21 protein-coding genes are annotated in these 22,564 nt (G+C 67.5%); 10 read left to right on the top strand and 11 right to left on the bottom strand.

All coding sequences use genetic code 11. The annotated features are described in order from the left end of the window. Nucleotides 1-180 precede the first annotated feature (180 nt). Nucleotides 181-1,026 (bottom strand): transporter substrate-binding domain-containing protein, encoded by an 846-nt coding sequence (locus LGR44_RS01505; RefSeq protein ID WP_226736475.1) that lies wholly within the window; start codon nt 1,024-1,026, stop codon nt 181-183. Between the two features lie 267 nt (nt 1,027-1,293). Here LGR44_RS01505 and LGR44_RS01500 point away from each other — a divergent pair, with 267 nt between their 5' ends. Then, entirely contained in the window at nt 1,294-2,763 is a 1,470-nt protein-coding gene (locus tag LGR44_RS01500; RefSeq protein ID WP_226736474.1) for an FAD-binding oxidoreductase, read from the top strand. Continuing rightward, complete coding sequence (locus LGR44_RS01495) at nt 2,760-3,686, top strand: sugar kinase (protein ID WP_226736472.1); 927 nt, start codon at nt 2,760-2,762, stop codon at nt 3,684-3,686. Before LGR44_RS01500 ends, LGR44_RS01495 begins: the two co-directional genes overlap by 4 nt. Nucleotides 3,687-3,743: 57 nt before the next feature. Here LGR44_RS01495 and LGR44_RS01490 read toward each other — a convergent pair whose 3' ends face one another. The 4 genes from LGR44_RS01490 to mbfA all read right to left on the bottom strand — a co-directional run bounded on the left by LGR44_RS01490 (nt 3,744) and on the right by mbfA (nt 7,198). After that, nucleotides 3,744-4,550 (bottom strand): DUF4142 domain-containing protein, encoded by an 807-nt coding sequence (locus LGR44_RS01490; RefSeq protein WP_226736470.1) that lies wholly within the window; start codon nt 4,548-4,550, stop codon nt 3,744-3,746. Nucleotides 4,551-4,782: 232 nt separating this feature from the next. After that, nucleotides 4,783-5,262, bottom strand: a complete 480-nt coding sequence (locus LGR44_RS01485; RefSeq protein WP_226736468.1) for a YbaK/EbsC family protein — start codon at nt 5,260-5,262, stop codon at nt 4,783-4,785. Then, nucleotides 5,259-6,173: a metallophosphoesterase family protein gene (locus tag LGR44_RS01480; RefSeq protein ID WP_226736466.1), complete on the bottom strand. Its 915-nt coding sequence runs from the start codon at nt 6,171-6,173 to the stop codon at nt 5,259-5,261. Before LGR44_RS01480 ends, LGR44_RS01485 begins: the two co-directional genes overlap by 4 nt. Nucleotides 6,174-6,226: 53 nt before the next feature. After that, complete coding sequence (gene mbfA / locus LGR44_RS01475; protein ID WP_226736464.1) at nt 6,227-7,198, bottom strand: iron exporter MbfA; 972 nt, start codon at nt 7,196-7,198, stop codon at nt 6,227-6,229. Between the two features lie 321 nt (nt 7,199-7,519). Here mbfA and LGR44_RS01470 point away from each other — a divergent pair, with 321 nt between their 5' ends. Continuing rightward, entirely contained in the window at nt 7,520-8,002 is a 483-nt protein-coding gene (locus tag LGR44_RS01470) for an NUDIX domain-containing protein (RefSeq protein WP_226736462.1), read from the top strand. 151 nt (nt 8,003-8,153) lie between these two features. Further along, nucleotides 8,154-8,663, top strand: a complete 510-nt coding sequence (locus tag LGR44_RS01465) for a GNAT family N-acetyltransferase (RefSeq protein WP_226736460.1) — start codon at nt 8,154-8,156, stop codon at nt 8,661-8,663. Nucleotides 8,664-8,665: 2 nt separating this feature from the next. On the opposite strand, the gene LGR44_RS01460 is transcribed toward LGR44_RS01465, so the two are convergent. The 4 genes from LGR44_RS01460 to LGR44_RS01445 are packed head-to-tail and all read right to left on the bottom strand — an operon-like array spanning nt 8,666 to nt 15,516. Beyond that, complete coding sequence (locus LGR44_RS01460; protein WP_226736458.1) at nt 8,666-10,738, bottom strand: hypothetical protein; 2,073 nt, start codon at nt 10,736-10,738, stop codon at nt 8,666-8,668. 15 nt (nt 10,739-10,753) lie between these two features. Next, the gene (locus LGR44_RS01455; protein WP_226736456.1) at nt 10,754-13,558 is read right to left on the bottom strand and encodes a DUF4159 domain-containing protein; all 2,805 of its coding nucleotides are present in this window, start codon (nt 13,556-13,558) and stop codon (nt 10,754-10,756) included. Between the two features lie 3 nt (nt 13,559-13,561). Beyond that, nucleotides 13,562-14,488 (bottom strand): DUF58 domain-containing protein, encoded by a 927-nt coding sequence (locus LGR44_RS01450; protein WP_226736454.1) that lies wholly within the window; start codon nt 14,486-14,488, stop codon nt 13,562-13,564. Nucleotides 14,489-14,499: 11 nt separating this feature from the next. Then, nucleotides 14,500-15,516 carry an AAA family ATPase gene (locus LGR44_RS01445; protein ID WP_226736452.1) on the bottom strand — a complete coding sequence of 339 codons (1,017 nt, stop codon included), beginning with the start codon at nt 15,514-15,516 and terminating at the stop codon, nt 14,500-14,502. 200 nt (nt 15,517-15,716) lie between these two features. Between LGR44_RS01445 and LGR44_RS01440 the strand changes: the two genes are divergently transcribed. From LGR44_RS01440 to LGR44_RS01425, 4 genes are read left to right on the top strand one after another with little or no spacing between them, the layout of a single operon-like run. Next, entirely contained in the window at nt 15,717-16,316 is a 600-nt protein-coding gene (locus LGR44_RS01440) for a DUF1285 domain-containing protein (protein WP_226736450.1), read from the top strand. Continuing rightward, complete coding sequence (locus LGR44_RS01435) at nt 16,316-16,954, top strand: CoA pyrophosphatase (RefSeq protein WP_226736448.1); 639 nt, start codon at nt 16,316-16,318, stop codon at nt 16,952-16,954. The genes LGR44_RS01440 and LGR44_RS01435 overlap by 1 nt, the downstream gene beginning before the upstream one ends. Next, the gene (locus LGR44_RS01430; RefSeq protein WP_226736446.1) at nt 16,951-17,208 is read left to right on the top strand and encodes a DUF6111 family protein; all 258 of its coding nucleotides are present in this window, start codon (nt 16,951-16,953) and stop codon (nt 17,206-17,208) included. The genes LGR44_RS01435 and LGR44_RS01430 overlap by 4 nt, the downstream gene beginning before the upstream one ends. After that, entirely contained in the window at nt 17,205-18,464 is a 1,260-nt protein-coding gene (locus tag LGR44_RS01425) for a CCA tRNA nucleotidyltransferase (protein WP_226736444.1), read from the top strand. Before LGR44_RS01430 ends, LGR44_RS01425 begins: the two co-directional genes overlap by 4 nt. A gap of 3 nt (nt 18,465-18,467) precedes the next feature. On the opposite strand, the gene hemF is transcribed toward LGR44_RS01425, so the two are convergent. Next, nucleotides 18,468-19,364, bottom strand: a complete 897-nt coding sequence (hemF, locus tag LGR44_RS01420; RefSeq protein WP_226736442.1) for an oxygen-dependent coproporphyrinogen oxidase — start codon at nt 19,362-19,364, stop codon at nt 18,468-18,470. Beyond that, a complete protein-coding gene (locus LGR44_RS01415) occupies nt 19,361-19,855 on the bottom strand; it encodes a tRNA (cytidine(34)-2'-O)-methyltransferase (RefSeq protein WP_226736440.1) in 495 nt (164 codons plus the stop codon). The genes hemF and LGR44_RS01415 overlap by 4 nt, the downstream gene beginning before the upstream one ends. Before the next feature lie 97 nt (nt 19,856-19,952). On the opposite strand from LGR44_RS01415, the gene LGR44_RS01410 reads away from it, so the two are divergent. Next, a complete protein-coding gene (locus LGR44_RS01410) occupies nt 19,953-21,800 on the top strand; it encodes an ABC transporter ATP-binding protein (RefSeq protein WP_226736438.1) in 1,848 nt (615 codons plus the stop codon). Between the two features lie 187 nt (nt 21,801-21,987). Continuing rightward, nucleotides 21,988-22,554: a ubiquinol-cytochrome c reductase iron-sulfur subunit gene (petA, locus tag LGR44_RS01405; RefSeq protein ID WP_377033288.1), complete on the top strand. Its 567-nt coding sequence runs from the start codon at nt 21,988-21,990 to the stop codon at nt 22,552-22,554. The last annotated feature ends 10 nt before the right edge of the window (nt 22,555-22,564 follow it).

Raw genomic sequence — 22,564 nt, 5'->3', positions numbered from 1 at the left:
ACGAGACCGCTAGGGCAGGCCCCGCCACTTCGAAAAGCTAACAGTCAAAAGCTAAGCCAGCGCAAGTCCCAATCGTGCCGAATAAAGCGGCCGAAATGGCGTTTTCCGTCGCAGTGGGGGCGGATTTCGGACAAAAAAGGCGCGGCCGGAGCCGCGCCTTTCCAATCCTGGATCGAGATCTCAGCTCTTCGGGGTGGTGTCGATCTTGAACCACTTCTCCGACAGCTTCTTCACCGTGCCGTCCTTGATGGCGGCCTGGATGGCCTCGTTGAAGGATTTCTTCAGCTCGGTATCGTCCTTGCGCAGGCCGACGCCCACGCCCTCGCCCAGCATGCCGCCGGTGATGGAGGGGCCGACGAGAACATAGTCCTTGAACTCGGGCTTCTCCAGCGTGCCGATGATGGCCGTGGCGTCGGCGAGGACGGCGTCGATGCGGCCCGCAGCCAGATCGAGGTCGTGCTGCTCGGTCGTCTTGTACTCACGGACGTCGGCCATGCCCTTCAGGTACTTATCGGCGAAGTTCGAGTGGATGGTCGATCCCTGGACGCCGACGGTCTTGCCCTTCAGGGTCTGCGCGCTGGCCTGGATGGCCTTCTCGGCCGCAGCCTGCTGGGTGCCGAGGTTATAGGCCTCGCCCGTGCCGGGCATCTTGGCGAGCGGCGAGTTCTTCGCCACGAGATAGCCGTTCGGGGAATTGGCATAGGGGCCGGCGAAGTCGATGACTTCCTTGCGCTTCGGCGTAATGCTCATGCCGGCCATGATGGCATCGTACTTCTTGGCCTGCAGCGCCGGGATGATGCCGTCCCAGTCCTGGGCCATGATCTCGCACTTCACCTTCATGCGCGCGCACAGGTCGTTGGCCAGATCGATCTCGAACCCTTCGAGCTTGCCGCCGGGGCCGGTGAAGTTCCACGGAGCGTAGGCGCCCTCGGTGGCAATCTTGACAGTCCTCTCCTGCGCCGCCGCTCCGCCAAGCGCAAGAGCAGAGCCGACCAGGGCCAGACTGAGGGTTTTGAAGAACGTCATTGTTGTTCCCTTATATTTGGAAGCCCGTGCTGGAGGCGGGCCTTGCTTCCCGCGATCCGGGATCGCGTCGGAACGCAGTAACGGTCAAACTCGAAAAAAAGGCAAGCGCCGGTTGCAGGGGGCGGGCGGCGCCGGGGTGTCCGGTTCCCGCCCTCTAAAAGTGCCGTAACGTCAGATACATCCACCGGGATTGCGGAGACCGGCCCGACAGCCCTTGCGAACCGCGCCGCAAGACGCAATGAGTAGGGACGTTTTCAGGGAGCGGGAATGGCGATCCAGACAAAGGCGGGGGTGGCTCTCCTAGAGGCGCTGGCGGCGCGGCTCGGGGCCGGATCTGTTCTGACGGATGCTGGGGATATCGGCGGCCACCTCGTCGAGAGCCGGGGGCTTTATCAGGGCGAGGCTCTCGCGGTGGTCCGCCCGCGCAGCCCCGAGGAGGTCGCGTTCGTGGTCCGCCGATGCGCCGAAGCCGGCATCCCGATCGTGCCGCAGGGCGGCAATACGGGGCTGGTCGGAGGCGGCGTTCCCTATGGCGGCATCGTCCTGGCCCTGGCGCGCCTCGACACCATTCGAGAGGTCGACCCGCTCAACGCGACCATCACCGTCGAGGCGGGCTGCATCCTCAGGTCCGTCCACGAGGCAGCCGAGCGGGTCGGGTATCATTTCCCCCTGTCTCTTCCATCCGAGGGCTCGTGCCGCATCGGCGGCAATCTCGCGACCAACGCGGGGGGAACCGCGGTTCTGCGCTACGGCAACATGCGCGAACTGACGCTGGGGCTCGAGGTCGTGCTCGCCGACGGACGGATCTGGAACGGCCTGAAGGGACTGCGCAAGGACAATACGGGCTACGATCTCCGGAATCTTTTCATCGGCTCCGAAGGCACTCTGGGGATCATCACGGCCGCCGTCCTCAAGCTTTTCCCCAAACCGCAGGCTCGCAGCACCGCCTTCATCGGCTGCTCGTCGCCGCATCGCGCGCTGGCCCTCTTCGAGCACCTGCGCACCGAGGCGGGCGATCACCTGACGACGTTCGAATACATGACGGATTTCGGCCTGGAGATCGTGCTCAAGCACAAGCCCGCCTCGGTCCGTCCGCTGGCCGATCGCCACCCGTCCTATGCCCTGATCGAATTGTCGTCGCCGCAGGCCGATGCCGATCTTCAAGGGCAGCTGGAAACGATCCTCGGAAAGGCTCTCGAAGACGGGCTCATCGAAGACGCGACGATCAGCACGAGCGGCGCGCAGAGCGCGGCCCTCTGGTCCCTGCGCGAGGACCTGTCCGAGGTCCAGCGCCTCGAGGGCGGCTCGATCAAGCACGATGTCTCCGTGCCGGTCTCGAAGGTGGCCGGGTTCATCGAGACGGCTTCAGCAGCCTGCGAAGCGCAAATGTCGGGGATCCGCGTCTGCGCATTCGGCCATTTCGGGGACGGCAACATCCACTTCAACCTGTCCCAGCCCGTCGGCATGGACAAGGGTGCCTTCCTGGCCGAGTGGGGACGGTTCAACCGCATCGTCCACGACATCGTCCACCGCATGAACGGGTCCATCTCGGCCGAGCACGGCATCGGCCTCATCAAGCGCGACGAGCTTCCTCTCTACAAGGATCCTGTCGCCCTCGACCTCATGCGCACCCTCAAGCGGACGCTCGATCCGCGGAACATCCTCAATCCCGGCAAGGTCGTCGCCATTGACGCGGACCATCCCGCAACTCTTCCGGCTCTGACAGGACATCCATGAAAACGATCGATCTTTTGGCCATCGGCGAACCGTTGATGGAGTTCGCCGAGGTTCAGCGGAATGGCGAGCGCCTGTATCTGCCGGGCTTCGGGGGCGACGTCTCCAACACGGCCGTCGCGGCCGCGCGCCAGGGCGCGAAGACCGCCATCTTCACGGCGCTGGGGAGCGATCCTTTCGGCCAGGATTTCCTCAGGCTCTGGAGCGAGGAGGGAGTGGATCATTCCTCCGTCATCCTTCGCGAGGACGGGCGGACCGGGGTCTACTTCATCACCTATGGCGAGGAGGGGCACGTCTTCTCCTACGCCCGTGCCGGATCCGCCGCGAGCCTCGTGCGGGCGCGGGAACTTCCTCTGTCGCAAATCGCCGCCGCGCGCGTGCTGCATGCATCGGGCATCAGCCAGGCGATCTCGGAGAGCTGTGCGGATGCGGTCTTCGCCGCCATCCGTCACGCGCGGGAGAACGGCACGGTCGTCAGTTACGACACAAATCTGCGGCTGCGGCTGTGGCCCTTGGACCGGGCGCGCGCCATCATCAACGGGACGGCCGCCCTTTCGGACATCGCCCTGCCGGGGCTCGATGATGCGCGACAGCTGACGGGCCTGGAGCGGCCGGAGGAGATCTGCGCCTTCTATCTCGACCTGGGTTGCGGAATCGTCGCGCTGACGATGGGCAAGTCCGGCACCATGGTCGCCACGTCGGAGCGTGTGGAGGTCATTGCCGCCCGTCCGGTCGAGGCGGTCGACGCCACAGGCGCGGGGGATACCTTCGACGGAGCATTCCTGGCGGAGTGGCTCGCCCATCGCGACCCGTTCCGGGCGGCGGCCTATGCCAATGCGGCGGCCGCTCTGTCGACCCTGGGGCATGGGGCCGTCGCGCCGATGCCCAGGCGCGAGCGGGTCGAGGCTTTTCTTCACGCGTCCTGAGATGCGAAACGGCGGGCCCGAGGGCCCGCCGCTGCTGAAGACCTGTCGTGCTGCCGCTTAGCGACGGCGGACTGCCGCGCCGGGCAGGCTGCGGGCTTCGGCGTAGTGATGCTGGAGATGCGGGATGACCTGCACGGCGAACTGGCGGAGCGCCGGATCGTTTCCGGTCTGCGCATAGGTGGTGTAGAGCGCCAGCGCCTGCTCGTGCGCCATGCGCTGATACTGGCCGTAGAGGCGGTCGAACTGCGAGCCGCTGGTGGAGGCCAGCTGGTTCAGCATGGCGGCCTTCTGGGCGTCGAGCTGAACGGGGAGCTGCATCGGCGCAGACGAGATCGCGCCTGTTGCCTGAACGTCGCTCGCAGAGGCCGCTCCGGCCGTCGCGCCGACGCCCGCACCCACCGCAGCGCCGACCGGGCCGCCGACGAGCGCACCCACGCCTGCGCCGGCAAGCGCGCCGCCAGCCGGGCTGGCGCTACCTGCGCCTGCACCGCCTGCAACCGAGCCAGCCGTCGCACCGATGCCGGCGCCGACAGCAGCACCCACCGGGCCGCCGACAAGCGCACCGATGCCCGCGCCGGCCAGGGTGCCGGAGACAGCGCCGCCGATCATCTCACCAGACGCAGCATAGACCGCACGGCCGCCGTTGAGCGCTTCGCTCGTCATGCCGTGATCCCGGATCATCTGCTGTGCATAGCTGCGGACGAGGGAGTTGCGGGAACGCTCAATGGCGAGGCGGCTCGACGCGATCTCGAACGCGTCGGACTGCATGGCCATCATGCGGAAGGTCTGGCTGTCGATCGTCTGCGCGACGGCCGGTGCCGAAACGGTCGCAAACACTGCCGCGAGGGCAAGATATTTCTTCATGGGAAGAGCTCCTGTTTCCGGGTTGCAGATCACCGCGGCAAGCCGAACGGGCTCGCGAAAGGCATAGGTGGCTGCTGCACCCCGTCAACGACGAAGCATCTGGGCGGTTCCAAAATAGGAAATAATCTTATCATAGTACAAGCTTGACCGTTAAGCTTGGCCTATTGATGAAGATTGTGCGCGTATACAGAAGAAAGGAAGCTCAAGTCTTTACGTTGTTGGGCGGGAGTGCTCAGGCAACTGCGATGATTTCGGCGCCGGTCGCCTGCATGAGAGCTTTGGGGTCTGTCGAGAACACCGCGCGCGGTGTGCCTGCCGCCGCCCAGACGATGTCGTGCCCGAGCAGGTCGCGATCGACCAACGTGCGCAGGGGCATGGCATGTCCGAAAGGCGGGATGCCGCCGATGGCATAGCCCGTCCACGAACGCACCTGCGCCGCATCCGGGCGGAGCAGCGCCTCGCCGATGTGCCCGGCCACTCCCTCTTCGTCGACACGGTTCTTGCCCGACACGAGAAGCAGATAGGGCTGTCCGCTCCCGGCGCCCTGAAACACCAGGGACTTTACGATCTGCGCCACATCGCAGCCGCAGGCTGCCGCGGCCTCCTCGGCGGTGCGTGTCGATTGCGGCATTTCCAGAATCGAGATCGAGAGGCCCAGCCTTTCGGCGGCGGCCTGGACCCGCTGGCTGCTCGAGGTCAGGGGAGCGTTCATGGGCCCTCGTGAGGTTGACGGATGCGGCCGAGGGAGAGCATGCCCATGCCGCCGACACTGCCGTCGGGCTTCAGGCCGCGCAATTCCGCCTTGAGGAGAAAGCCCGTTTCATCCTGCTCGACGGTGAAGAGATGGTAGCCCGCCGTGTGGGTCAGGGTGCCGCCCCGCGCCGAGGCGGAGGGAGCCCCGACGACCGGCACGGGACCGCGCGGGCCATCGAGATGCGCCAGGGAGCCCACATGGTTGTGTCCATGGAGAACCAGCTCCGCGCCGACGCGGCGGATGATGTCCTCGAACTTGTGGGCATCGGTCAGGTTGCGGCCCGGCTGGGCACCGCCCACGTGGGGCGGGTGGTGAATGAGGACGATGCGGAAGCAGGATGGATCCTTGCCCAACTCGCTCAGGATCTCCTCCGCGACTGCGCGCTGCTTCGACCCGACGCGGCCGCTCGCCACGAAGGGCAGGGTTGGAATGGCGGAGGAGAGCCCGATCATCGCGATAGGGCCGTAGCGGCGCAGGAAGGGAAACGCACCCTCCGATCCGTCGTCTCCGCGGGTCCAGGGCGACACCTCCTTCAACAGGCCTTCGAGCGAGCCCATCACATAGGCATCGTGATTGCCGGGAACGAAGCTGACCCGGGATGGATCGCCGAGGCCTTCGAGGAACACGCGCGACGTCGCCCATTCGCTCGGCAGGCCGATATTGCAGGTGTCGCCGGTGCAGGTGATGTGATCGGGTTTCTGATCGTGAATGTCGGCGACGAGCTCCGCCAGAAGCTCCATGTCGTGCATGTCCTGGCGGCTGCGGTGCCAGTTGTACCAGCCGGTAAGGCGCTTGCTCATCAGATGGCGGAGCTTCGGCCTCGGCAGCGGTCCCACATGCGGGTCGGTCAGATGGGCGATGCGAAACATGATGGCTCGAATGTAGAGGCTGGGTTGAGACTTCGTCGAGCCGCATCGCTGCGTCAAGCGCTGCCGATGAAGATACCGGCCAGGAGAACCAGGACGCCTCCGACGATCACCTGATATGTGGCGCTCAGGAAAGGCGTGTCCATGTATTTCGTGCGGATCCACGAGATTGCGACGAGTTCCGCCGCCACGACGACGGCCGCGATGCTCGTCGCCAGCAGGAACGCATTCGGCCAGGAATCGGGCACGAGATAGGGCAGGGTGTGGCCGATGCCGCCGGCCGCGGTCATGAAGCCGCAGACGAGCCCCCGCAGCCACGGCGAACCTCGTCCGGTGATCTGGCCGTCGTCGGAGAGCGCTTCGGTCAGGCCCATGCTGATTCCCGCTCCGACGGATGCGGCGAGGCCGACCAGGAAGGTCTCCTTGTTGTTCTGCGTGGCGAAGGCTGCGGCGAAGAGCGGCGCGAGAGTCGAAACGGACCCGTCGATCAGGCCCGCCAGCCCCGGCTGCACGTATTGCAGCACGAAGAGCCGTTTGCGGGCGGCCTCTTCCGCCGCCTCTGCATTCTCGGTGAGGTGGGCCTCATGAAGCTGGCTCGCCTTGCGCTCGTGGCCGCGCTCGACCTCGGCCAGGCGGGTGAAGAGTTCGCGCACGCCCACATCGAGGGTCTGCCCGGCAGCCGTCTCGTAGAATCGGGCGGCCTGGAGCTCCATGAGCTCCGCCTCCCGGCGCATCTTTGCGAGGTCGAGATGAGGGCTCCACCACACGGTGCGGCGCTTCAGGAAGCCGCGCACATCCTCCCGTCGGATCGGGGGCAGGTGCTCGCCGAAGCGGGAGCGATAGAAGCCGTAGAGAGAGTTGCGGTGGTCCCGCTCCTCCTCCGCCATGGCGTCGAAGACGCTGGCGGAGGCAGGGAAGTCGGAGCGAAGACGATCTGCGAAACTCTGATAGATTCGCGAGTCCTCCTCTTCGCTGGCAATTGCGAGGGCGACGACCTCGCGCTCCGTCAGCTCGGAAAGGGCCTTCATGGAGACCTCCTGTTTAGAATTATTCTAAACAGATGATCGTCCTACAGCCAAGTCCCTGGAAGGGGGCGTCAGTACTGGGCGCCGGGGATCAGGGTCGAATAGATCGAGCGATCCTCCAGGCTCAGAGCCGGAGACCACGTGAAGCGGGAGGAGCGATTGAGAAGAGAGAGGACGAGGGAGAGAAACATTGGAACACCTTTTGTTGGCGCAGTCTTAGTCCTGCGCATCGCGCGGGTCACGCGCCAATTCGGCGCGACAGCCATGCAAATATTGCGGGGCTCCGTTCAGATTTCTGTAATCTTGTTGTGATTCGCTGGTCCAATGTCCGAATCCCACAAACCGAGCCGGTTCCAGCGTGTTCTCCAATGGGGATTGCACAGTTACTGGCGCGTCTCGCGCGGCCTGACCCTCGGCGTGCGCGGTGCCGTGCTCGACTCGCAAGGCAGGGTGTTTCTCATTCGGCATACCTATGTCGCGGGATGGCACCTGCCCGGCGGCGGCGTCGAGACGGGCGAGACGCCGCTCCAGGCGTTGAAGCGCGAGCTGCATGAGGAAGCCCGCATCGACATTGCTGCGCCCCCGCAGCTCTTCGGCGTGTTCTTCAATGCCCGCGTGTCCCGGCGCGACCACGTCCTGGTCTACGTGATCCGGGACTTTACGGTGGTCGAGCCCAAGCAGCCGGACCGGGAGATTGCGGAGGCGGGATTCTTTCCGCTCGACGCGCTGCCCGAAGGCACGACGGCCGCGACGCGCCGCCGCCTGGCCGAGATCGTCTCGGGCGAGCCTCTGGCGGAGACATGGTGAGAACCGTTTGCGCAGCGTCGCCGACGCTGCTATGGCCAAGAACCTCCAGGGACAACCCATCCTCATGACACCGATCCGGATCCAGCGACGACGACAGGGCTGACTTCCGTCACGCCGCCACTGTCCTCACCGCCATCTTCCGGGTCCGTCCATGACCGAACTCTCCCTGATCATCCGCTCCGAGCAACCGATCGACGCCGAGGCCATCGAGCGCCTGCACGAGCGCGCCTTCGGGCCCGGGCGTTTCGCCCGCACGGCCTCGCGCCTGCGCGAAGGGGCGCCGCACCTGCTCGACCTCTCCTTCACGGCCCTGGTCGGAACCCTCCTCGTCGGCTCCGTCCGCATGACGCCGGTCCTCGCCGGACAGGAGCGGGCCCTGATGCTCGGGCCCCTGACGGTGGAGCCGGCCTTCGAAAGCAGGGGAATCGGCGCCGCGCTCATGAAGCGCTCTCTTCAGGCGGCGAAGGAGAGGGGGCACACCCTGGTGCTTCTGGTCGGGGACGAGCCCTACTATGCCCGCTTCGGGTTCAAGCGCGTCCCGCCTCGTCACCTCCAGCTTCCCGGCCCGGTCAATCCCGACCGGTTCCTTGCCCTGGAACTGGAGGAGGGGGCTCTGTCCCGCGCCGCCGGACTGGTGGCTCCGCTGCCCGCGACCTCCTGATCTCAGGCCCGGCGGCGGCCCTCGGTGAGCCACGCCGCCAGGGTCGCTCCGATGAGGAGCACGAGTCCGAGGAAGCCGAGCGCCACGGGGAAGACCGACACGCCTCGAACGATGGCGCTTTCGCTCGGTCTGATCCCGATCCAGTCTCCGCCGGAGAAGCGCGAGCCCGAGCGCACCGCGAGGATGCGGGGCACGGTGATACCCTGATCGCCTGCCATGGCCACGCGCCGGACCGACCCGCCCGTGGCGTCCGTGATGGGCTGCAGCGCCTCCACGTTGCTGAACACGTCGGTCAGCTCGCGCGGATTGGCGGGCCCGACGCTGACGAAGGCGATGAGATCGCCGGAGCGGACGGTGTGAAGTCCGAGCTCGCGGCCTTCCACCTGTGCCGTAAAGAGGCCCGGCCGCGATTCCGTGAGATCGATGCTGGTCTCCGCACCGCTCGGCGCGGTCAGGGTCACGGGATCCGCGCGCTCGCTCATGGTCTGCCGCTCGATATGGATCTCGCGGCCGGTGACGCTCGCACGCAGGGCCTCCTCTTCGAGGGCGGGCTCCTTCATCAGCCAGTGGGAGAGGCGGCGCAGCAGGTCGAGGTGAGGACCGCCGTCGTTGTAGCCGCGCGCCCAGAGCCAGGCATGGTCGGACAGGAGCAGGGCGACCCGGCCCTTCTCCTCCCGGCGCAGAACCAGGAGTGGAAGGTCGTCGGCGCCCGACATCACGGTCGAGCCGGACTGGACCTGAGAGCCGACGATGCGCAGCCATTCTCCCCAGGCGGGCGGGCTCGTCTCCGAGCCGGGCAGGTCCCGGGTCACGGGGTGCCGCTGGCCGGTCGTCGTGATGCTGGCCTTGTACGGCTCCTCGACGATGCGTCCGTCCGGGGTGCCGGGAATGATCGGAGCAAGGCGCGTCTGGGCGAGGCTGCCGTAGCTGGCGAATTCCGGGCCCGCCGCGACGAGAACCGCGCCGCCCTCGCGCACGTAGCGCACGATGTTCTCGAAATAGCTCGACGGCAGGACGCTCTGGTTGGCGTAGCGATCGAAGATGATCAGGTCGAAATCCTGGATCTTCTGCTGGAACAGCTCCCGCGTCGGGAAGGCGATGAGGGACAGCTCGTTGATCGGCGTTCCGTCCTGCTTCTCCGGGGGGCGCAGGATCGTGAAGTGGACCAGATCCACGTTGGCGTCGGACTTGAGAAGGTTGCGCCAGGTCCGCTCGCCGGCATGGGGTTCGCCCGAGACCAGGAGCACCCGGAGCTTCTCGCGAATGCCCTCGATGGGCACCACGGCACGGTTGTTGGCCTGGGTCAGCTCGCCGGGGAGGCCCTCGACCTCGAGCTCGACCACATTCGTGCCGCCATGCTCGATGAGCGCCTGGATGGAAAAGGGCGTATCGGCCCGCACCTGCTGGCGCGTCAGGACCTGCCCGTCGCGCCGCACGGTCACGAAGGCGGAGCCGGTGCCGCCTCGCTCCATCACCTGGGCGCGGATCGTCTGCTCCTTGCCGACGATGCCGAAGCGGGGAGCTTCGAGAAGCTTGATCTGCCGGTCGCGCTCGTCGGGCCGCCCCGTGATGAGGGCATGAAGCGGAGCCTTGAAGCCGAGCGCGTCGATAGAGGGAGGGATGTCGTGGACGACGCCGTCGGTGACGAAGATCACCCCCGCCAGACGGTCCGGCGGCACGTCGGCCAGGCCGTTGGAGAGAGCCGCGAAGAGGCGGGTGCCATCGTCGCCGCCGCCGTCATCGGCCTCGATATAGCGCGGCTCCACGTCGGCGACCGAGCCGAAGCGGCGCTCCAGTTCCGCCCGAACCTGATCCGTCATCTCGCGTCGGTCGCCGAGGGTCTGGGAGGTGGAGCGGTCGATGACCACCGCGACGATGTCCTTCACCTTCTCCCGCTCCTCCTGCACGAGGGCAGGGTTGGCGAGGGCGAGAAGGATCATGCCGAGAGCGATGGCCCTCAGGATCGCGACGGGACCCCGCGACAGCACGGCGACGAGCGCCAGCAATGCGGCGACCGCGCCCACGGCCCAGAGGGCATAGGTGGGAATGAGGGGAGAAAAGCTGATCGAGAGCAATGATTTCTCCTCGACCTACTGTCCAAGGCGTTCGAGCAGCGCCGGAACGTGGACCTGGTCGGCTTTGTAATTGCCGGTAAGCGCGTACATGACGATGTTGACGCCGCCGCGATACGCCATTTCCCGCTGGCGCGGGTCGCTTCCGACGACGGGATAGAGCGCCTCGCCGCGCGGACCGACGGCCCAGGCCGCGGCTAGGTCGTTGGATGTGATGATGATCGGCGAGACCCCGTCGCCGGATCGTGCCGGGCGGGTGCTCTCGTCCTCCGTCTCGGGCGGCAGCGCCTCGACCCATGTCTGGCCCGTGGCGTAGCGGCCCATGAAGTTGTCCAGGATGTAGAACGTCTTCGTCAGCACGTGATCGGCCGGCACGGGCTCCAGTTCCGGTATGTCGAGGGTGGCCAGCATCCGGCGCAGATGCTGCCCTTCGGGGCTCGTGGCGCCGCTGGAGGGGGCGGTAAAGGCGTCGCGCGTGTCGAAGATCACCGTGCCGCCGCCCTTCATGAAGGCATCGATGCGGCGGATGGCGGCCTCCGAGGGAATGGGCCTGCTGGCGACGATCGGCCAGTAGATCAGGGGATAGAAGGCGATCTCGTCCCGTGCCGGATCGATGCCGATCGGTTCGCCCGGCTGCAGGGCCGTGCGCTGGGCGAGGACCTGGGTCAGACCGGCCAGGCCGGCCCGGCTCGTCTCGTCCACCTGGGCATCGCCGGTAATCACATAGGCGAGCCTCGTCACGAGGGCCGCATCCGTGTTGGCGCGCACGGGCGGCCTCTGCTCCTGCGCCTCCACATTGGCGGCCGGGCCGGTGATCAGAAGCGCCGCCAGAACGAGCGCGGCTCCCGCGCCGGCGCGGCGCATCCGGCCGGTGAGGTTCGCAAGATGCCCGCCGAGCCAGAGCGAGGCGAGGGTGTCGATGAGCAGCAGGACCAGGGCGAGGGTGAAGAGCGGGGCGCGCAGGTCGATGGTCTGAGCGCCGACCAGCCCTGCCATGCGCGCATTGAGAGGGGCGTAGTTCAGCGGCGCCAGCCGGTCGCCGGCCACCAGGGCATTGACCGCGAGGCTCGAATCCACGGGGCCGTAGAAGCCCGGCGGATGCTCCGCCGTGGCTCTTTCGGCATAGTCCCGCGTCACCACCGCGCGGGCATTCGCCGGCGGCGACGTGAAGGTGCCGTAGCCGTCCAGGGTGAGGCGTGGCGCCACGGTCTGGTTCTCCGCGTTGCGGGCTTCCGCCCCGACATCGTTCGGCGCACCGGCCAGGGCGGTGATCCGGCGCAGCATGTCCACGAACAGGCCCGACAGAGGCAGGTTGGACCAGGTGGTGTCGCCGGTCACGTGGAAGAGGACCACGAGACCGTCCCCTTTCCTGTCCGCGGTCACGATGGGCGTGCCGTCGGCCAGAGAGGCCCAGGTCCTGCTGGCGAGATCGCCATCGGGCTCGGCGAGGATCTGGCGGCGGACGCCGATCTCGTCCGGCACGGCCAGGCCGAAGAACGGGCTTTCGCGCGTGAAGGGGGCGAAAGTCTTCGGCGTGTCCCAGGAGAGCGTGCCGCCGAGGTTGCGGCCGCCCCGGCGCAGGCGCACGGGAACGAGATCGTCGTTGCCCGCCGCAAGGCGGGAGCCCGCGAAGCGGAGAAGCAATCCGCCGTTCTCCACGAATTCGGTCACCCTGCCCAAGGTCTCGCGGTCGAGGCCGCCCACATCGGCCAGGACGAGAACCGAGACCTGTTCGTCGATGAGCTGGGACACCGCATCGGCCACGGCGCCGCGGCCGTGCCGGATCTCGCTGTACGGCGAGAGCGCCCGCTCGATGTAGTAGAGGGGCGACAGGAGCGGCTGCGCCTGGTCGGAGGTCCCGCCGAAGACGAGGCCGACCCGGCGGCGCTTGCCGCGCTCGTCGACGAGGCTGACCGCTCCGGCGGAGCCCTCTCCGAGCACCTCGATCCGCGCGATGGCGTTGCGGATCTCCGTCGGCACGTCGAAAGCGGCGGTCGTTTCGGTCGCGTTGCCTTCGAAGCTGAAGCGGGCATCGGCGAGGGGCAGGTTCTTCAGGTCCAGGGCCCGCACGATGCCGGCATCGCGCCCGTTCGGCTCGGCCCGGATGATGCGGGTCGTGAGCTGGCCGCCGGTGTTCTCGACTCCCGCGAGGGCGAGGGCGGAAGCCCGCTCAGCCTTCACCACCGTGATCCGCCGGTCTTCCGCCATCTGAGCCAAGCCTTCGATGAAGCCTTGTCCGTCAACGCCCGCGACCCCGTCGCTGATCCAAACGATTTCCGCGTCCGGGGACGCTTCCAGATAGCGCCGGATCGGTTCGAGATGGGGCTGGCGGTTCGGCAGGTGGGGCAGCGGCTGGAAGGAGCGCAGACGCTCCAGGGCGGCCGCCGGGCTCGTCGGCTCGATGGCGACGGGTTCGCCCGCCGCCGCGACGAGAGCCACGGTCCGGCCCTCGCGCCCGGCCGCCTCGATCCGCTCGGAGGCGAGGTTCATCCGCTCCCGCCAGTCGTGCGCGGCGGCAAAGCCGTTGTCGAGGACGAGCAGGAGCGGCGCGCGGCTGCTGTCGGCCGCCATCGGGTTCCAGATCGGTCCCGCGGCGGCGATGATGAGAAAGGCCGCGAGGGCGAGACGCAGCAGCAGGAGCCACCAGGGCGTCCGCGCGGGCGTCTCGCGCTCGGGGCGCAGGTCGGCGAGGATCTTCAGCGGCGGGAAATCGACCCGCTTGGGCTGCGGCGGGGTGATGCGCAGCAGCAGCCAGATGGCCGGCAGGGCCGCCAGCGCCGTCAGGACGAGGGGGACCGTGAAGGTGAGGGGTAGTCCCAGCATGAACTAGCGCCCTCCCATGGTGGCGCCGCGGGATGCGGATACGAGGGTCAGAATGCGCAGGGCGGCTTCGCTCGCTGGGCGGTCGGTCCGATGGATGGTCACGGTCCAGCCCCGGCGGCGGGCCATCTCCTCGAGTTCCGCCCGGTGGCGGGCGATGCGCTCCCGATAGGCGCGGCCCCAGGAAACGGCGTCGCCGATCCGCAGGGACACGCCGTCCTCCAGATCGTGCAGGATGGCCTGGCCCTGGAACGGGAAGGTCTCCTCCACGGGATCGACGACCATCACCAGATGCCCGCGTGCGCCCCGGCTGGAAATGCCTTCGACCACGGTCGCGATCTCGCGCGGAGGCGAAAGGAAGTCGCTGATCAGGACGGCCTCGTGAAGCGGCGCGATCGGTGCCTGCGGCGGCAGATCATCTTCAAGCGCGGTGCGGTCCGCGACCATGGTCTGCGCCATCACTTCCGTGATGCGGCGCGAGGCGCGAGGCGCCATCAGGCCGAGCATCCCCGCCCGTTCGCCGGCCTCGACGAAGCAGTTCGCCAGGGCGAGGCCGAGCACGATGCCGCGCTCGATCTTGGACGCCTGGGCGAGGTCCGACGAGAAGCCCATGGAGGCCGAGCGGTCGATCCAGAACCAGATGGTCTGGGCTGTTTCCCATTCCCGCTCGCGCACGTAGAGCCGGTCGTCGCGTCCGGAGCGGCGCCAGTCGATCCGGTGCGCGGCCTCCCCGGCCACGAAGGGCCGGAACTGCCAGAAGCTCTCTCCCACGCCCGCGCGGCGGCGGCCGTGGACGCCGTGCGACAGGCTGGCGGCGACGCGCCGCGCCTCCAGGACGAGGCGCGGCATCCGCTGCGCCAGGGTGAGGGCGTTTTCCGTCTCGGTGCGGCCGGGAAGGCGCGCGTCTTCGGAAAGGACCCGGACACGGGCCATGATGGGAATCCTCAGCCTGCCAGCCGCGCCGTGAGGCGGCCGATGACGCTCTTGATGGTCTCGCCGTCCGCGCGGGCGGAGAAGGTGAGGGCCATGCGGTGCTTGAGCACCGACTCGGCGAGGGCCACCACGTCGGCAACGGACGGCGCCACGCGCCCCTGGATCAGCGCCCTGGCGCGGACCGCCAGCATCAGCGACTGGCTGGCGCGCGGCCCCGGACCCCACAGAAGCTTGTCGGTCACGCCCTCCACGGTCTCACCTTCGGGACGGGCGGAGCGAACCAGATCGAGAATGGCCTCGACGACGCTCTCGCCCACGGGCAGGCGGCGCACGAGGCGCTGCGCGTTCATGAGGGCCTCTGCGTCCATGACGGCGACGGGCCTGTGCTCCTCGGCGCTGGTCGTCTCGATCAGGATGCGCCGCTCGGCGCCGCGGTCCGGGTAGCCGACGTCGATCTGCAGGAGGAAACGGTCGAGCTGAGCTTCGGGCAGGGGATAGGTGCCTTCCTGCTCGATGGGGTTCTGGGTCGCCAGCACGTGGAAGGGGCGCGGCAGGTCATGCCGCTCGCCGCCGACGGAGACATGGTATTCCTGCATGGCCTGAAGCAGGGCGGACTGGGTGCGCGGGCTTGCGCGGTTGATCTCGTCCGCCATGAGGAGCTGGGTGAAGACGGGTCCCTTCACGAACCGGAACGAGCGGCGCCGGTCGGCGCCCTCGTCGAGGATTTCGGATCCGAGAATGTCGGAGGGCATCAGGTCCGGCGTGAACTGGACGCGCCGCGCATCGAGGCCGAGGACGGTGCCGAGGGTTTCCACGAGCTTCGTCTTGGCGAGGCCGGGCACGCCCACGAGCAGGCCGTGTCCGCCCGCCAGAAGGGTGATCAGCGTCAGGTCGACCACGTCCTCCTGCCCGAAGATGACCGTATGAATGGCATCCCGGGCACGTCCGACGGTCTCAAGCGTCGTCTCCGCATTTCGAATGATCGCGTCGTCCAGAGCGGTGGGCGCTTGAGCGATGCTGGCCGTCATGAGGTTATCTCCACTCAATAGCATCCGCCCCCGCGGCTAGTGTGCCTTCGGTCGACATCCATATGCAAGCGGGTCGATGCGACGCAGCTTGAGGGAGTGGCGAGCTGGACGGTGTGTTTCGTGACACTATGCTCTAGGAAGTAGCGAATGACGGCCGTTCGTCGATCCTCGAAAACCTTTTTATTGTTCACGCTTATGTCATGACCGATCCCTCAGCCCCTCCTCCAGGAAGCGCCCTGGCCCGCCTCGTCGAGGCGCTCGGTCCCGATGCCGGCCGCAAGGGGCCTCCCCCGGTCGAGCGCTGGAACCCGGCCTATTGCGGCGAGATCGACATGCGCATCGCCGCCGACGGCACCTGGTTCTACATGGGCACCCCCATCAACCGCCCGGCTCTCGTGCGGCTGTTCTCGACCGTGCTCCGCAAGGATCCGGAGCGCTACGTCCTCGTCACCCCGGTGGAGCGGGTGGGGATCGTGGTGGAGGACGTGCCGTTCCTGGCGGTGGAAATGGCGGTCGAAGGGGAGGGGCGCGGCCGGCAGATCGCCTTCCGCACCAACGTGGACGACGTGGTGCAGGCGGGGCCCGATCACCCCCTGCGTTTCGAGCGGGATGCGGGCGGCGGCGTCAGGCCCTACGTGCTGATCCGAGGCGATCTGTGGGCGCGGGCGACGCGGGCGCTCGCCCTGGACCTGATCGCCCTGGGAGAGGAGGAGACGCGGGACGGCGAGGCGCTCTTCGGCGTGCACGTGAAGGACGCGTTCTTTCCCATCGCGCCCGCCTCCGAACTGAGCGCCTCCTGATGGCGGCCACGGAGCTCGATGCGGCGGATTTCCTCAGCCTGGCGGCCGAGCGCCTGCGGCCGGAGCCGCCCGACGCGACGGACGCGCTCGCCAATCCGAGGGGCGACCACTCGCTCGACGGCATTCCCCTGGTCCATCCTCTGAACCCCAAGGCGGCGGCCGTGCTCGTCCCTGTGGTGATGCGCCAGGAGCCGACGCTGCTGTTCACGGAAAGGGCCGCCAATCTGCGCCAGCACTCGGGACAGATCGCCTTTCCCGGGGGGCGTGTCGACCCGACGGACGCTTCCGTCGCAGCCGCGGCCTATCGCGAGGCCCAGGAGGAAATCGGCCTCGAGAGCCGCTTCATCGCTCCGCTGGGTTTCCTCGACCCCTATCTCTCCACCACGAACTATCTCGTCATGCCTCTCGTCGCGAAGGTGACGCCGTCCTACCGGCTCAGCCTCAATCCGCACGAGGTGGCCGATACCTTCGAGGTGCCTCTGGGCTTCCTGATGAATCCCGCCCATCACGAGCTCCATGCCCGGGAGTGGCAGGGGCGCCAGCGCCGCTACTATGCAATTCCCTACGAGGGGCGCTACATCTGGGGGGTAACGGCGGGGATCATCCGCAATCTGTACGAAAGGCTCTATACTTCATGACGCGAGCGATTCTTCAGGAACTGGTGCTGTTTCTCCTGCCTTTCGTCGCTTATGCCGTCTATCTCATGATCCGCCGCCGCAATCCGCTGGTATGGTCCTCCTGGAGCGACCAGTCGGTGTGGCTCATCATCGCCGGCTTGACCTTCGTGGTGATCTCCCTTTTCTCGGCAGGTCTGTTCGCCGATCGGCAGACGGGCGCCTATGTGCCGAGCCATGTCGAGAACGGGCGCATCGTTCCGGGGCAGTTCAAGTGATCCCATCGCTCCATCAGGATGCCCTGAAAGACCTTCTTCGGCGGGCCCCGCTGCGCCGCCTTCTCGAAGCCTTCAACACCGGCGAGGAGGAAACGCGCATCGTCGGCGGCGCCGTGCGCAACGCGCTTCTGGGGCGTCCCGTCACGGAAGTGGACTGCGCCACGACGGCGACGCCCGACCTCATGGCGAAGCTCGCCGCAGCGGCCGGCTTCAAGCCGGTGCCGACGGGGATCGAACACGGCACGATCACGGTGATCGTCGAGGGCGAGCCCTTCGAGGTGACGACCCTGCGGGAGGATGTGGAAACGGACGGGCGCCACGCGGTCGTTCGCTTCGGTCGCGATTTCGAGACCGACGCGAAGCGGCGGGACTTCACCATCAACGCCCTGTCGCTCGGCCTCGACGGGCGTCTGCACGATTATACGAACGGCGCCGCCGACCTCGCCGCCCGGCGCGTGCGCTTCATCGGCGATGCGCACAAGCGTATCCGCGAGGACTACCTGCGCATCCTGCGCTTCTTCCGCTTCCATGCGGAATACGCCCAGGGCGAGCCGGATGCGGAGGGGCTTGCGGCATCAGGGGCCGAGAGGCAGGGGCTGACGATCCTCTCCCGCGAGAGGATCAGGCACGAACTCATGAAGCTGCTGGCGGCGCGCCGGGCCGAGGACACGGTCCGCGTCCTCGCCGATCACGGCTTCCTGACCTGGATCCTGGCGGGAGTTGCGGAGTTCGGGCGCTTCGGCAGGATCGCGGCGACCGATGACGGCGGGCCGGTCTCCATCTGGCGCCTGGCGGCCCTGGCGGTCCTGACGGAGGAGGATGCCGACCGGCTGCGGGAGCGGCTGCGCCTTTCCAACGAGGAGCATCGCAGGCTCGCGAGCTACGGCAGACTCGTCGCCCTGCTGAAGACGAGGCCCCTGCCGCTGGACGCCGCGGCCATCCGCCGCCTCGTCGCGGAACATGGGACTGAGACCGTCGCGCCTGTGCTGATCGCGACCGCGGGGGAGCCCCTGCCCGTCGTGCAGCGGGATGCCTGGGAGGCGCTGAAGAGCTTCCGCAGCGGAGCCGAGCCGGTGCCGGTCTTTCCGCTGCGGGGTGCCGATCTCGTCGCGGGCGGCATCGAGAAGGGGCCGAGGGTGGGCGAACTGATGTCGCAAGCCCGCCAGGCGTGGCTGGCGGAGGGCTGCAGGACGGATGGGGCCTACGCCAAGGACCTGCTCCGGCGGATCCTGGAGCAGGCCGAGGCCCAGGGCTGAGCGTTACGGCCAGCGCACGGTCGGCGGCATGGACGAGAGGATCGACTCGATGTTGCCGCCGGTCTTCAGGCCGAAGATCGTGCCCCGGTCGTAGAGCAGGTTGAACTCCACGTAGCGTCCGCGCCGCACCTGCTGCTCGACCCTGTCGGCTTCCGTCCAGGGGGTGCCCGCGTTGCGCCGGACGATCTCCGGATAGATCTTCAGGAAGGCCTCGCCCACCTCCCGGGTGAAGGCGAGATCCGCGTCCGCGTCGCCGGTCCAGTGATAATCGTAGAAGATGCCGCCGATGCCGCGGGGCTCGTTGCGGTGCTTCAGGAAGAAGTACTCGTCGCACCAGGCCTTGTATTTCGCGTAATCCGCGGCCGGGCCGTGCCGGTCGCAGGCCTCCTTGAACGCTGCGTGGAAGGCCAGGGTGTCGGGATCGTCCTGGGTGCGGCGCCGGTCCAGGACGGGCGTGAGATCCGCGCCGCCGCCGAACCACGGCTTCGTGGTCACGACGAAGCGGGTGTTCATGTGTACGGTCGGCACGTTGGGGTTCCAGGGATGGGCGATGAGGGAGATGCCGGACGCCCAGAAGCGCGGGTCCTGGTCCGAGCCGGGGATTTGGCCGCGGAATTCCGGCGCGAACTCGCCGTGCACGGTCGAGACATGCACGCCCACCTTCTCGAAGACGCGCCCGCGCATCATCGACATGACGCCCCCGCCGCCGGGATTGCCGTTATGGTCCCTGCGCTCCCAGGGCTTGCGCTCGAAGCGCCCGGGCTCCGACGCCTCCGGCGGGAGGGGCGCCGACACCTCGTCCTCCAGCGCCTCGAAGGCGGCGCAGATCCGGTCCCGCAGGGACACGAACCAGGCGGGGGCTTCGGTTTGAAGGTGCTCGATGGCGGCTTTGTCGGTCATGTGGGGTCGCTTCGGTTGTCTGGAATGGCGGGATGGGGAAACGAATGGGTCTGACGCAAGGCTTCCCCGAGGATCATGGCGGCGGTGACGGCGACGTTCAGCGAGCGCAGGCCCGGCTGCATGGGAATCACGACCCGGGCATCGGCCGCGCCGTGCACCTCGTCGGGGACGCCGGCGGATTCCCGTCCGACGAGAATGATGTCTCCGGGCTCGTAGGCAAGGGCGGTATAGGGCACGGCGCCTTTCGTCGTGGCAAGGATCAGCCGGCCCCCGGCCTCCCGACGCCAGGCCTCGAAGGTCCGCCACGAGATGTGGCGCGTGATCGCGGCGCGCTCGAGATAATCCATGCCGGAGCGGCGCAGGTTCCGGTCCGACACGTCGAACCCGGCCGGCTCGATGATCTCGACCGGCACGCCGAGGCAGGCGGCCAGGCGCACCATGGTGCCGGTGTTCTGCGCGATGTCGGGCTGGTAGATGGCAAGGCGGGGCATGGAAGCGTCATCGGGGCAGGGCGCCCTCACGTCAAGTGAACGCTTCGCCGGCCGTCGTGTTAAAGCAAGGGCCGGGAGTCAGGAATCGGGGATCGGGATGTTTCACTGGTTTGAAAAGCAGATCGATCCTTTCGCCCCGTTCGACGAGAGCAGGACGCCTCCGAACACGGTCGGCCGGTTCGCCTGGTCCTACCTGAAGCCTGTCCGCTTCTGGTTCGTCCTGCTCTTCGTGATCGCCCTGCTCGTCGGGCTGTTCGAGGCGTCTCTCTATCTTTTGATCGGCTGGCTGGTCGACCTCCTGACCCGGTCGAGCCCCGAGCGGATCTGGTCCGACCACGGAAACACCCTCCTGCTGGTGGGCGCCGCGATCCTCCTGGTGAGGCCCGTCCTGCATTTCGTGCACGGCCTGGTGTCGAACCAGATCATCGTGCCGCAGACCACCAACATGATCCGCTGGCGGACCCACGTCTACACGCTCGGCCACGCCCTGGGCTATTTCCAGGCTGACTTCGCCGGACGGCTCTCCAACCGGATCATGCAGGCGGGCGGGGCGATCCGGTCCATCGCGGTCACGGTTCTCGACACCCTGCTCTACGTGGCGATCTTCGCCTTGACGGCTCTCGGTGTGTTTTCGAGCGTGAGCCCGTGGCTCGCCCTTCCCATGGGGCTCTGGATCCTCGGCTACATGGCTCTGCTGTATTATTTCGTGCCCCGCGCGAAAGTCCGCTCCCTGGCCGTGGCCAATACCCGCTCGGCCCTCGTGGGGCGGGTGGTCGACAGCTACACCAATATCCTTACCGTCAAGCTCTTCGCCCGCGCGGCGGAAGAGCGCTCGGCCGTCAGCGAGGCCCTGGCCTCCAACACCAAGGCCTTCCTCGATTCCCTGCGCCTCAACACGGGCGTGGCAGGCATTCTCGCCTTCATGAACAGCGCGCTGCTCGTGGCGACCGGGGGGCTGGCGGTTTCCCTCTGGAGCCGGGGGCTCATGACCAGCGGCGAGACGGCGGCCGGGCTTGCCCTCGTCATGCGCATCCTCGCCATGTCGGGCTGGGTCATGCACACGGTCCGCGATGTCTTCGAGAATATCGGGGTCGTTCAGGAGAGCATGGAGACCATCGCCCGCCCCCACGGCATCGTGGATGCGCCGGACGCGCCGCAGCTCGAAGTGACGCAGGGGGAGGTGCGCTTCGACCACGTGTCGTTCCATTACGGCCGGGAGGACGGGGTCATCGAGGACCTGAGCCTCACGATCCGCGCCGGGGAGAAGGTCGGCCTCGTGGGCACGAGCGGCGCCGGCAAGACCACGATCACCTCGCTCCTCCTGCGCCTCCACGATCTGGAGAGCGGGCGGATCCTGATCGACGGGCAGGACATCGCCCGGGTCAGACAGGATTCCCTGCGGGCCTCCATCGCCATGGTGACCCAGGACACCTCCCTGCTGCACCGGTCGATCCGCGACAACATCGCCTATGGCCGGCCCGATGCCCGGGAGCGGGAGATCGAGCAGGCGGCGCGGCTGGCCCATGCCCACGACTTCATCATGGAGCTGGAGGACCACCGGGGCCGGCGCGGATACGACGCCCATGTGGGCGAGCGGGGCGTGAAGCTCTCCGGCGGGCAGCGCCAGCGCATCGCCATCGCTCGGGTGATCCTGAAGGATGCCCCCATTCTCGTGCTGGACGAGGCCACCTCGGCCCTGGATTCCGAGGTGGAGGGCGCCATCCAGGAATCGCTCTCGACCCTCATGGCGGGCAAGACGGTCATCGCCATCGCCCACCGGCTGTCCACCATCGCGGCCCTGGACCGGCTCATCGTCATCGACCAGGGGCGCATCGTGGAGGAGGGCAGCCACGCGGAGCTCCTGCGGCGCGGCGGACTCTATGCACGGCTCTGGCGGCGCCAGTCCGGAGGCTTCCTCGGAGCCGAGAAAACGGCGGCAAACTGATCCCTTCAGGCTGGAACATCTCCAATCCGGCTATGGACAGGCGGGCTTGGCCGTGCCAAAGAGCCTGCGCGCGGCGACGCCCAGTCGCATTGCGCGCGCGTTGGCGCATATGCTTGTTCAATTCAAAGCATCGCGCCGGTGTCCGGGTTGCCGGCATCAGAGACGCGCGGTTCTCGTTTTTTGACGAATGCTGGAGAGCCAAGTGGCCGAGACCACCACTCACGTTGCTGAGCCGACACGACGCGATTTCCTTTTCATCGCAACGGGCGCAGCTGCTGCCGTCGGCGGCGCAACCCTGGTATGGCCTTTCATCCAGTCCCTGGCGCCCGATGCGGCGACGGTGGCTGCCGGCGCGCCGGTCGAGGTCGACCTGTCCCCCATCGCGGCCGGGCAGATCGTCAAGGTCTTCTGGCGCGGCAAGCTCATCTTCGTCCGGAACCGGACGCCTGAGGAGATCAAGGCCGCGGAGGACGTGAACCTCGCCTCTCTGCGCGATCCGCAGCCCGACTCGGCCCGCGTGAAGCCCGATCATGCCCAGTGGCTGGTCGTGTACGGCAACTGCACCCATCTCGGCTGCGTGCCTCTCGGCAACCAGGGCGAATACAACGGCTGGTTCTGCCCGTGCCATGGCTCGGTCTTCGACACCTCCGGCCGCGTCCGCGGCGGCCCGGCGCCGATCAACCTGCCGATCCCGCCCTACGCTTTCGTGAGCGATACGAAGATCATCATCGGTCAAGAAGAAGCTACGGCGTAACCTTTACGCG

The organism is Microvirga lenta (assembly GCF_020532555.1).
GTDB classification, from domain to species: Bacteria; Pseudomonadota; Alphaproteobacteria; order Rhizobiales; family Beijerinckiaceae; genus Microvirga; species Microvirga lenta.
The sequence above is the reverse complement of the archived record's forward strand: the minus strand, read 5'-3'. Positions and strand labels throughout refer to the sequence as shown.